Annotated in this window: 10 protein-coding genes; all 10 read right to left on the bottom strand. The window is 52.5% G+C overall.

Annotated features, from left to right (window positions below; translation table 11 throughout):
• Positions 1-84: 84 nt before the first annotated feature.
• The 10 genes from VOY09_RS18210 to VOY09_RS18165 all read right to left on the bottom strand — a co-directional run bounded on the left by VOY09_RS18210 (position 85) and on the right by VOY09_RS18165 (position 10,534).
• Positions 85-1,251 (bottom strand): glycosyltransferase family 4 protein, encoded by a 1,167-nt coding sequence (locus tag VOY09_RS18210; RefSeq protein WP_322896008.1) that lies wholly within the window; start codon positions 1,249-1,251, stop codon positions 85-87.
• 47 nt (positions 1,252-1,298) lie between these two features.
• Positions 1,299-2,387, bottom strand: a complete 1,089-nt coding sequence (wecB, locus tag VOY09_RS18205) for a non-hydrolyzing UDP-N-acetylglucosamine 2-epimerase (RefSeq protein WP_322896006.1) — start codon at positions 2,385-2,387, stop codon at positions 1,299-1,301.
• A 14-nt stretch (positions 2,388-2,401) separates the two neighbouring features.
• Complete coding sequence (locus VOY09_RS18200; protein ID WP_322896005.1) at positions 2,402-3,520, bottom strand: glycosyltransferase; 1,119 nt, start codon at positions 3,518-3,520, stop codon at positions 2,402-2,404.
• Entirely contained in the window at positions 3,517-4,806 is a 1,290-nt protein-coding gene (locus VOY09_RS18195) for a hypothetical protein (RefSeq protein ID WP_322896003.1), read from the bottom strand. The genes VOY09_RS18200 and VOY09_RS18195 overlap by 4 nt, the downstream gene beginning before the upstream one ends.
• The gene (locus VOY09_RS18190; RefSeq protein ID WP_322896001.1) at positions 4,803-6,092 is read right to left on the bottom strand and encodes a lipopolysaccharide biosynthesis protein; all 1,290 of its coding nucleotides are present in this window, start codon (positions 6,090-6,092) and stop codon (positions 4,803-4,805) included. Before VOY09_RS18190 ends, VOY09_RS18195 begins: the two co-directional genes overlap by 4 nt.
• Positions 6,093-7,181, bottom strand: a complete 1,089-nt coding sequence (locus VOY09_RS18185) for a DegT/DnrJ/EryC1/StrS family aminotransferase (RefSeq protein WP_322895999.1) — start codon at positions 7,179-7,181, stop codon at positions 6,093-6,095.
• Positions 7,178-7,765, bottom strand: a complete 588-nt coding sequence (locus VOY09_RS18180) for an acyltransferase (RefSeq protein ID WP_322895998.1) — start codon at positions 7,763-7,765, stop codon at positions 7,178-7,180. The genes VOY09_RS18185 and VOY09_RS18180 overlap by 4 nt, the downstream gene beginning before the upstream one ends.
• 1 nt (position 7,766) lies before the next feature.
• Positions 7,767-8,705, bottom strand: coding sequence for a Gfo/Idh/MocA family oxidoreductase (locus VOY09_RS18175; protein WP_322895996.1), 939 nt, complete (start codon positions 8,703-8,705; stop codon positions 7,767-7,769).
• A gap of 4 nt (positions 8,706-8,709) precedes the next feature.
• On the bottom strand, positions 8,710-10,035 hold the full coding sequence (locus tag VOY09_RS18170) for a nucleotide sugar dehydrogenase (RefSeq protein ID WP_322895994.1): 1,326 nt from the start codon (positions 10,033-10,035) through the stop codon (positions 8,710-8,712).
• A gap of 115 nt (positions 10,036-10,150) precedes the next feature.
• Positions 10,151-10,534: a MarR family EPS-associated transcriptional regulator gene (locus tag VOY09_RS18165; protein ID WP_322895992.1), complete on the bottom strand. Its 384-nt coding sequence runs from the start codon at positions 10,532-10,534 to the stop codon at positions 10,151-10,153.
• Positions 10,535-10,985 lie beyond the last annotated feature (451 nt).

Genomic DNA, 10,985 nt, shown 5'->3' with positions numbered 1-10,985 from the left:
CATCACACCCGTCATGAAATTGAATATGGCTGCATGAATTCTACGGATGCACCCCGTTAAAAAAGGGGAGATTACCCGAGAGCCTCAGTCGAGTAAAACTTGTTCAAGCCGTTTGGCAAGTTTGGCGTAATCATAATGCTCTAGGGCTGCCCTACGGCCATTTTCTCCCATGCGGCGACGTTCAGCTTGAGGCATGTCGCGCAAACGACGAATTGCGTCGGCAAGGGCCTGTGGGTCTTCAGGTGGGATCGTAACTCCTGCTTCGAATTTTACCACGGGGTCGTTGCCGCCGCTGAATCCGTGGACTATCGGTCTGCTCGAGAAGAGATACTCTGGAACTTTGTTTGCCGCTATACCCCAACGATACAGTGGTGACTTTAGCCATCCGATATAGCAAGCGTCACACTCTGTCAGGACTGATTGCACGTTCAATTTGGGAACCGAACCCAAGAATCGCACGTTTGTGAGTCCTAACTCGTCACGCCGGGCCTCGAGTTTTGTACGTTCACGCCCCTTTCCCACCAGAAGAATATGGATATCCGTCTCATTGCGCAGCAGCGCAGCCGCCTCGACTAATGTGTCAAGTGCGTTTGCCGCCCCAAGTGTGCCAGCATAGATGATGCGAAACCCATCGGGAGGTATTTGCGCTGCCATGTCTGATGCTAGCGGCGCGGGGATAGCGACCTCGTCAAGCGCGATCCCATTCGACACCCAAGAGAACTTACGCCGACACATGCCGCGCGTGGCCATATGCTCGACAGCGCCTTCAAGGTTCGACACTACTCGATCAGCGCAGGAATAAGCACGATCCTCAATCCATTGGAGTAGCCGAATGAACGGATGCCGAGCATCGTGACCCCCGATTTCGACTAATGTACGTGGCCAGATGTCGCGCACTTCGAATACGAGACGCGCGCCATAGGTCCGCGCCAGACGTTCCGCGCCCAAATAACCAATCAGTTGCGGCGAACTGTACAGCACTGCATCCGGAAATGCGTTCAACCGCCGCTTCAGTCCGGGTAATTTGGCCGCAAATGTAAACCACGCCAGTATACGACGCTTGTCATGGGCATGAGTGTATCTCGGGACGTCGAGGCGAAGCAGGCGGTAGCCGTCGACCTCCTCTTCCGCGGGCAGCGCATCAGTATCCACGTCATCTCGTAGCAGATGATGCTTACGCGCACCGACCACTGTTACATCATGTCCAAGTCTTGCCAATTCACGTGCCAAGTAATGCAGCCTTCCGCCCATTCCAGTGGCCGGAGTTGAAGCATAATGGTTGATCAATAGAAGATTGCTCAAGACGTATACTCCCGGAGCCTGTCCACGATCATCCCAGCCGCATCGCCGCCGCCATAGGGCGCGATGTCGCGGCCTTGTCTGCCACGGGCTTGCAATATAGCGTCCCTTATCACCTTTGCGCTTGTGGGCGGTACCAACATGTTCCAGCCCGATTCCACCAGTTCGACCCACTCAGTCTCATCGCGCAATGTGACGCAGGGTATCTTGTGAAAGAACGCCTCTTTCTGCACGCCGCCCGAGTCAGTCGCGATAACCGCTGCGTCTTTTTCAAGACCTACCATATCCAGATAGCCGACAGGCTCAATGACTGTGATTGTCGCCAACTTGTCACCAAGCGCCGCGGCTTCGGCGCGCGCGCGTGTTCGCGGATGCAATGGCAGTAGTACAGGCAACTCGGTCGCCACTTGGGAGAGCCCATCGATAATCGCTGTTAGTCGTGCAAGATCGTCTGTGTTTTCTTGCCTGTGTACTGTTGCCAGAACATATCCACTAGTCTTCATACCGAACCTTGCTGCCCCATTGCCTCCTTCAATAGCTTTTTGAGAAAAGTGCAAAGATGCATCGAACATCACATCACCGCATTCCACGATTTTTGTGGCGGTAATCCCCTCGCGAAGAAGATTGGCTGTGGCGGCAGCGGTTGGCGTGAACAGCAAGTCCGAGCACTGGTCGGCAAGAATCCGGTTCACCTCTTCCGGCATCCGCCTGTTGAAACTTCGCAAACCAGCTTCAACATGAACAACCGGGATATGTAGCTTTGCCGCCGCCAAAGCACCTGCCAGAGTTGAGTTGGTGTCACCATAAATCATCACCAGATCTGGTCTCTCTGCCAGAAAAAGTTCCTCCAGCGCCATGAGCATGCGGCCGGTCATGTCCCCATGACCGCCTCCGGCGATACCCAAATGATGCGCCGGTTTCGGTATACCCATCTCTTTAAAGAATACATCTGACATGTTGGTGTCATAATGCTGCCCGGTATGGACCAGTGACTCCTGCAAACGAGGGTCCACTGAAATCCGCCGCGAAACTGCTGCGGCCTTTATGAATTGCGGGCGAGCGCCAATTATGGTGAAAATACGGGTCAAATTACTCTCCAGTATCAGGTGTGGGTCATCAGCCGCCGATAGAGGGCAACCAGCTTTTCGCTTTCCGCTTCCCAGTTGAAGCGCTCTTCCACGGCAACGCGGCCTCGGCGGCCCATGGCGTCGGCTTCATCGGGGTTGTCGAGAATCCACTGCATCGCATTTGCGATAGCCTGCGGGTCTTGCGGGTCAACAAGAAGCCCGCAACCCGCACCTTCAACGATCTGGCGCCAGAGCGGGAAATTAGAGGCGATCACAGGTACCCCCGCTGCCATGTATTCGAACATCTTGTTTGGTTGCGCACGCACATGATTCGGCTCGGGATAATACAGAACGAGACCTGCGCGGCACCGGCTCAGAATTGTGGAAACGGTCGGCCGATCAGCCCAGCCATGCGATACAACCCTTTGCCAACCAGAAATGTTCTCGAGCTTTTCAAGAAGTTGCGCATTGGCCGTGCCCATCATCTGGAGACGAACATTTGAATCATGCACCAGCTCGAGCGCGGCGACCATCTCAGCCGCACTGCGGATTCTAGTTATACCACCGACATATGCGAAATGAGGAGGCAGATCGTCGCCGCGCATGGCCTCATCACCCTGTAATTCGGCCAAGAGAGGGTAGTTTTGTACCATCTCCGGGCGAGATTTATCAAAGTTCAGCGCAATCGAAGGCGTAGCGGGTACATTTGCTGTCATGAAACGCGCCGCTGATCCTTCAATTACTCGAACAAACAGGGATAACGGCCTTCGAAGCCACGTCGGGATATAGGGTTTGCTAAGAACAGCGGCCGGTAAATCCTCGTGAACGTCATAAATAACCATAATCCCTGACAGGCGCAAAAGAACGGCCCATGGCAACAATTCCGGATCGTGGAAATGGGCAATGCGGGGACGGGCGCGGCGGATGGCACGGTACATGCGAAAGGCACCAAGCGTCATGCGGCGCAGGCGCCCCTTCGGTTTTGGCCCGGTGTCGTGAATCTGGAAACCGTCCTGGGCATCCTCCTCGTCGCCAAGGCCATCCTGCACATATAATTCAACCTGCCCTGGCCAATGGCGCGCCAATGTCGCTACCTCCTTGACACGGATACGGGTATCAGTGCGGGGATGAACGGTAGTGAAATGGATGATCAAGTTGACACCTCTATGCTCTCTTGGGTACGCAACTCTGCGCGTGGGAAAATCATAAGCAGTACAAACAAAAGTAATAGGCCATGCGTCAGTACTGCCGTTGTCAGGTCAGTACTTGTCAAAACTGACATAAGAATCGATATGGATGAGGCGAATACAAGTCGGTGTCCAATCTTGTTTCCAAACGAATTAAGTGAAGAGACAATAAGCCCCAAGAAAATTGAATAAATTATTGCGCCGACTATACCCGCATGGGAGAAACCACTTCCAATTACGCCAGTATTCGCCGACATTCCCTCTTGGCCAAAAACATCTGCACCAATCAAGAAAGGTGCAGTCAGATCATAGGGGTTTTCAGCTAAGCCAAACCCAAATCTTGAAGTTGACCACAATATCTTTGGCGCATCAAAAAAATAATTTATATAGGTAGTGTCGAGTAGAGGAGGCACAAAGAATATCCGGCGAATCACTATACTTGTATATGTCGCCACACCTTCTCCTTCCCCAGCTGAAATCACGAGCAATTCAACAGCCGAAAGAAAAACGACAAAAACAAATCCTGCCGCTAAGTAACCTGCAGCCTGTCGAGATTGAAGGAACAAATAAATCGCTGCAACAATTAGCGGAAGGAAGAGCACACTCTTATGGTGAGTCATTCCAAACATTAATACAGTTAATACAGTTGCAACAATCGCGAGCAAAAAGCTCCTAAAGTATATTGCCAAAGCGATTGTCATTGGAGCAATTACTTTCGCCACACCAGAATAAAAATAAGCAAATATCGCAGGCATTGCCAGTGCCGAGTTGCGGCGAAAATCATAAACAGCGAAAATATTCAAGTTAAATCTTTGCAGTCCACCATAAGCAGCTAAAAGCAACACTGATACTATCATTGCACATAAGACCAGGTAGAAATACTGCTTTTTTTCCATATAGAAAGTTCTAATCAAACGGATTGGAACTCTTGAAAAAATCAAAATCAGCGTATAGGATAACATGAGTAATAAAAAGTAATAATCGCTTGCTCCGTCGGTCGTAGAAACTATCATACTGGGAACAAAAAAAACGTAATGCATCATTACATGTGTCAGATTTCTTAAATCTTGCTTTCCACTAAGCACAAGACTATACAGACAACAGATGATCGCAGCCGTTAAAATTGCGAATGTTGATCCTAATGGAGTAAAGCCCAAATATGACCAATTTACCGAAATTTCGAGCGCATATATGCCCGTAAGCATCAGTACGAACACCGCAGTAGTTGCGCTGTGAAGTATGGCGTATTTCATCCGGCGGACACGCTCCTTGGGGCTGAAATAGTAAAATATACACAGCCAATATATATGCCATAAAACACAGCGCCGCTTAGCGCAAATATTTCAGATGTTCTCTCTTCCAGCGAAACAGCGCCAGCGATCAGTACTGCGCCGACCCTCAGCACCAGCCCCGCTACCTGCAATGCTAGAGCCATTCGCTGGTGGCCCAAAACGTGGATCGCCATCGATACTGGCGAGGCCACAAACTGCAACACGAACCACGGGGTCATCCATGCCACCAGCCAACCCGCCCGCGCCCATTCTGGCCCGAACACCAGCGGGAAGAACAAGGGAGCGATTACTCCGACCGCGATCATCACTGGCGCGCCGGTCCTGAACAATAGCCACATGGTTCGACGAGTAAAGTCGGCTAAAGTTCCGTCACGCAGCTTCGCCGGGGCCTCGGCCAGAAACACCTGCGCGATCGAACTTCCGACCAGCCCCATTGGCAAGCCCATAACACGCATCGCCAGAAACAGGAAACCAGCCTCAGGGCCAGCAACCATGGCGGCAATGATAATAAGCGGCAACTGTGCGCCCGCTGTGTTGAAGAGTGCTTCGGGCACAGAGTATAAGGGGAAACGGCGATAAGTACGAGCCTGTTTCTGCATGTTGCTACGCTCCAGTTCGCCCAGCAATGCGCGGTCATCTCGCACGAGGTTACGAAATAGTCCGGCGATGCCAAGCCCGCCATAAATCATGTGGCCAAAGATCAACCCAAAAGGCGCCGGGTTGACAACACCGAGCCCAAGCTGCGTGCCGACGCCGCCGACGGCACGAGTCATGCGGGTCTGTGTAACGAGCGCAAACCGCTTCTTGCGCGAGGCCCAGTATTGCAGCGCATTGTAGACAGAAGCGATGAACACGCCGACCGGGACCATCCACAGATAAGGCCTAAGCCCCAGCTGGCCGATCAGTCGTGCCGTGGCCTCGGGCGCAAGGATAACCGGCAGTGCGCAAAGCATACTCACCACACAGGCCGCCAGCAGCGCGACAGCCAACAGCGCAATGCCATCGGCATCATGTTCGGGCAGCGGGATTGCGATGTTGTAGCGCAGGCAAGACACGACAGTCACGATGCTGATAATCGCGACATAAACCGCCAGAAGGCTGAAATCCTCGGGAGAATAGAGGCGCGTCAGCATAGGTAGCGCTGCCACCATCAGTGCCTGCGCAAAAACTGTACCAACAGTGAGAATGGTGACGTTGCGCAGAAATGATCCCTTTGGCAGCCAGCGGTTTATACGCGCATTCATCATTCAGTTGGTCGCCAACCCAACTTGCGCCACAATGTGCCGTACATCATCTTGCGTCATATACGGGTGCATCGGCAAGCTCACCACTTCGGCTGCTGCCTTGTCTCCATGAGGTAGTTTGGCGCCGGGGTCGGCCACTGCCGGTTGGCGATTAAGTGGCATCGGATAATGCACGGCCGTCGGAATGCCAGCCTCGTGCAGTTTTTTCTGCAGCGAATCCCGATCCTGGACACGGATCGTGTACTGCGCCCAAGCGCTGACATTACATTGGGCAACAGTCGGTGGGGTCACCCCAATTGTAAGCAGCTCCGCAGCGTATTGATCAGCCACGCGCTCGCGGGCAGCAACCTCATCGTCGAGGATGGCCAGTTTCGGTAAAAGGATCGCAGCCTGAAGCGTGTCAAGCCGCGAGTTCATCCCGACTCGGACGTGATGATAGCGCCGCTCCTGACCATGGCGGGCTATCTGACGAATGGCGGTGGCAAGCTCAGGGTCCGAGGTGAAGATCGCCCCGCCATCGCCATAGCACCCAAGCGGCTTGGACGGAAAAAAGCTGGTACAAGCAATGGTGGTCAGGTTGCAGGATTTCTGCCCCTTATAAGTCCCGCCAAAGCTTTGCGCGGCATCTTCGACAACGGGAATGCCATGACGCTCAGCGATTGCATTGATCGCTTCAAGATCGGCGCATTGCCCATAAAGGCTGACAGGCAGGATGGCCCGCGTCCGTGGAGTAATTGCGGCTTCTAGTAGATCTGAATCCATGTTGTAGCTGACCGGGTCGATATCGATGTATACAACCTTAGCCCCTAGTATTGCCGCAGCCTCAGCAGTGGCGATATACGTGAAACCCGGGGTGATGACCTCATCTCCTGGCCCAATTCCCAGCGCCATCAGCGAAATTTGAAGCGCATCAGTACCATTCGCGCACGTAATGCAGTGGGCAGCGCCCGTGTAGTCGGCCAGTTTTTCTTCAAGCTCGCCAACTTCGGGACCGAGGATGTACTGGCCATGCGAAAGAACCCGGGCAATCCCAGCTTCGATTTCAGTGCGCAACCGATCTTGTTGAAAACCAAGATTATTGAAAGGGATCATGCATTCATCTCCTGACGTCTAAGAAAATCTGCGCTCAATGTGTAGCTATCACCAGTATGAGCGCAGACAGCGTGACCTTCACCTGACAGGGGCAAATCCAACCGATCACCATATGCACTCATCCAGCCAATCTGCTGACCCGGCACACCAGCAATCAGTGCAAAGTCCGGCACATCGCGATTCACTACCGCTCCAGCGGCCACAAAGGCGTATTCTCCTATGGTCACGCCACACACGATTGTGCAGTTTGCACCCAAGGTAGCACCACGTTTAACCAAAGTGTCGCGGTACTGATCTTTTCGCTCGATTAGCCCACGGGGGTTATAGACATTTGTGAATACCATTGAGGGGCCACAAAATACACCATCTTCTAATGTAACATTGTCATAGACCGAGACATTGTTCTGTATCTTGCAGCGGTCACCGATAACCACCTTATTCCCAACAAAGACATTTTGGCCGAGTGAAACCTTCACCCCGATCCGGGCACCGGCGCAAACGTGGACGAAATGCCAAACGCGGCTTCCCTCACCGATTTGGGCACCGGTGTCGATGATTGCGCTTGGATGATGATAATACGCCATTTCAGCGCCTCACAAAAGGATGGGAAAACTCGCTCAAAGGGGCCACGGCCGCTGTTCTTATCTTTGCTACCGTACTAATCGCCACGCGGTTCTCCTCAACACTAAAACCCCGTCCGGCCAGAACTTCTTCATAGATCCGGGTGTGCAATTCGGTAAAACCGTCCGAAAACTCAATATCCTCGCCATCTGCGACGATGGCCCGATAGGTGCGCTTGCCCTTAACCCGTTCGGCTTCGGGTACGTCGTTCACGTCGAGCGACAAGAACCAGCGCACGCGGGCACGCTCATACTCCAGATAGCCTGCAGCCTTCGTCGGCGTGTTCAGATGGACTATGTTTTCCTGCAAACTACCGTAGACGAAATGCAGCATGTCGAAAAAATGCACACCGATATTGGTGGCAATGCCGCCAGATTTTTCGGTCAACCCTTTCCAACTCTTCAGATACCAGTTCCCGCGCGAGGTAATATAGGTCAGGTCAACATCGGCCTTTTGGTCTACGGGCAAGGAAGCTACGCGTTCTTTCAGCGCAATAATTGCCGGGTGCAGCCGCAGTTGTAAGATTGTGTTGATCTTGCGACCTGTGTCGCGTTCTAGGTCCTGCAGGCGGTCGATATCCTCAGGGTCCAGAACGAGTGGCTTCTCACAAATCGCATCGGCGCCGGCGCGCAAAGCAAACCGCATATGAGCGTCATGCAAGTAATTCGGCGAGGCAATTGCAACGTAGTCCAATCCTCGATCTGCACGGCGTTCGGCATCGACAAACGCATCAAATTGCTCAAACTCGGTAAAGAACTGTGCTTCCGGGAAATGGCTATCCAAGATGCCGACTGAGTCGTTTATGTCCATCGCTGCGACCAGATCATTCCCGGTATCCTTGACGGCTTTCATATGGCGGGGTGCAATGTATCCTGCAGCACCGATTAGAGCAAAGCGTTTCATGATATTAAGCCTTCACTATATGGTCGGCGGCGTCCCTATAGACCCCGCGGCTGTCGATAATAAGACGCGCATGCTGACGGATCATGGCGTAATCGAATTTGGTGTGATCGGTCGCTAGTACGACAGCGTCAAAATCTTCAAGAGACTCGGGCGTCAAAGTAACACTGCTAAGGTCGAACCTGTGCTCGCGCATCTTCGGGAAAACCGGCACATGCGGGTCTGAGTACGAAATGTTCGCGCCGGCTCCGCGGATCATTTCCATGATCTCGACCGCGGGGCTCTCGCGCATGTCATCGACATTCTTTTTGTAGGCGATGCCCAACACTAGTACCCGGGCGCCATTCAGGGCCAACTTCCGGTCATTCAACGCTTTGACAAGCTTGCCCAGAACGTATTCCGGCATGGCACGGTTAATTTCGCCCGACAGCTCAATAAACCGCGTATGCAATCCATATTCGCGCGCTTTCCACGTCAAATAGAAAGGATCGATCGGGATGCAATGCCCGCCGAGGCCGGGACCTGGATAATAGGGTGTGAAGCCGAACGGCTTGGTGGCGGCAGCGTCTATCACCTCAAAAATATCGATCCCCATCCGATCGGCGACGATTTTCATCTCGTTAACCAGACCGATATTGACTGCACGATGGATGTTTTCTAGCAATTTTGTCAATTCAGCAGCTTTTGTCGAACTGACTGGCACTATCTGGTCGATTGCATGTCCATAAAGTGCCTTGCCGATTTCGAGGCAGTTCGGAGTGTGTCCACCAACCACCTTTGGAATCGTGTTTGTTGTGAAATTCGCGTTGCCAGGGTCTTCGCGCTCGGGCGAATACACCAAGAAAACGTCCTCGCCCACAACGAGCCCGCCCGAAGACATCCGAGGCAAAAGCTCTTCCTCGGTCGTGCCGGGATAGGTTGTGCTTTCGAGCGACACCACTTGGCCAGGGCGCAGATAGGGTATGACTGATTCAGTAGTTGCGATCACGAAGCTGAGATCCGGCTCGCGATACTTGTTGAGCGGTGTCGGAACACATATGATGAGCGCATCAGCCTCAGCCGCACGACTAAAATCTGTTGTGCATTTCATTCCACTGCGATTTGCATTGGAAATGCCTTCGTCAGAGATATGTTCGATATCCGACTGCCCTGCATTTAACCGCGCAACTTTTTGGTCGTCGATATCAAAACCAATGACCTTATAACCGATTGAGGCGAAACGCAGAGCAAGCGGCTGACCGACATAGCCCATGCCAAGAATTCCGATTGTCGCGCTTTTTTTCGACAAATTACCTTGTAGATCGGCAAAAACCGATTTCTCGGTGTTAATCATTTAAAGCTCCCATTGTGCATTTCTAAAAACTCCGTCACACAGATCGTTGCGCCCGTACTGCAGAGCGTTGGAATAAACTTGCCAATCGTAGAACATACCAACGTCACGGTGGTCACTAACAACCTCCCAGCCTCCGCTCAGCGTTAATTTTGGCCAGTTCCTCTTCCGATAGATCGGACCGAACTTCCTCGATTTCAGCCTGAAGCGCTTCATATTCCGCCAGCTTTCGTATCATGAAGCGCCTTGTAAGGTCGGCTTTAGCTACAATACCTCTTGGAGTGAGTACGTAAGCGTAGCGCCGCTTATCCTCGGCAGCCGTGAAATTCGAAAGCTTCAACATTCCCTTCTCGACCAGCGCATTGAGCACATAATGAATGCCACCCGTGCTTACGCCGACTTCCCTTGCCAACTCACGCTGACTCATTTCAGGATTGTCTTGTAGCAAGCGCAGGATGCGGAACTTCACATCTTCGCGCACATTGTCGCGCTGAGTAGTCATTGTCGCACTGCTTTCTCCTAATTTAACACACAAGAACCTTCGAGCGCGCGGCTTGTTCGCGCCGGTGCTGAAGTACGCAGTTGAATCTCTAGTATAGCTCAGTTTTGAGCGATAGTTGCTTAGCTTTATGCCCGCAAGCTGTAAATTGTTGGGCTTAGACTATTTCGAATACACTGGGGCTCAGTCCTGCGTCAGACCACTGAATGCAGCCATTCATAATCTCGGCCTGCCCAATAGTTATCCACGAAAGTATGATGGGCTGAAGTACGCGGCATATTTGGGCTGTGTTGAAGTAGTCCCCGAAATCTGGACACTGACATAAGCTCTAATTTGGACCTGTCACGGTTTGATGCCGCTCCTTTGATAGCATTTACTGCATGTATGGATGCCCCTATTGGTGCAAGTGATTTTTGAACAGAGCAAGCGTGTGATCGGGTGCGGTCATGTATCA

This window comes from Yoonia sp. 67-2 (genome assembly GCF_035117555.1).
Classification (GTDB): domain Bacteria; phylum Pseudomonadota; class Alphaproteobacteria; order Rhodobacterales; family Rhodobacteraceae; genus Yoonia.
Note: the sequence above shows the minus strand (reverse complement) of the source record. Positions and strands in the feature narration are given on the sequence as shown.

What these genes read in the sequence shown, in the direction of transcription:
- VOY09_RS18180 (WP_322895998.1), bottom strand. Translation starts at nt 7,765, where the DNA reads ATGGCGTATTATCATCATCCAAGCGCAATCATCGACACCGGTGCCCAA.
- VOY09_RS18185 (WP_322895999.1), bottom strand. Translation starts at nt 7,181, where the DNA reads ATGATCCCTTTCAATAATCTTGGTTTTCAACAAGATCGGTTGCGCACT.
- VOY09_RS18165 (WP_322895992.1), bottom strand. Translation starts at nt 10,534, where the DNA reads ATGACTACTCAGCGCGACAATGTGCGCGAAGATGTGAAGTTCCGCATC.
- VOY09_RS18210 (WP_322896008.1), bottom strand. Translation starts at nt 1,251, where the DNA reads ATGGGCGGAAGGCTGCATTACTTGGCACGTGAATTGGCAAGACTTGGA.
- VOY09_RS18195 (WP_322896003.1), bottom strand. Translation starts at nt 4,806, where the DNA reads ATGAAATACGCCATACTTCACAGCGCAACTACTGCGGTGTTCGTACTG.
- VOY09_RS18190 (WP_322896001.1), bottom strand. Translation starts at nt 6,092, where the DNA reads ATGATGAATGCGCGTATAAACCGCTGGCTGCCAAAGGGATCATTTCTG.
- VOY09_RS18170 (WP_322895994.1), bottom strand. Translation starts at nt 10,035, where the DNA reads ATGATTAACACCGAGAAATCGGTTTTTGCCGATCTACAAGGTAATTTG.
- VOY09_RS18175 (WP_322895996.1), bottom strand. Translation starts at nt 8,705, where the DNA reads ATGAAACGCTTTGCTCTAATCGGTGCTGCAGGATACATTGCACCCCGC.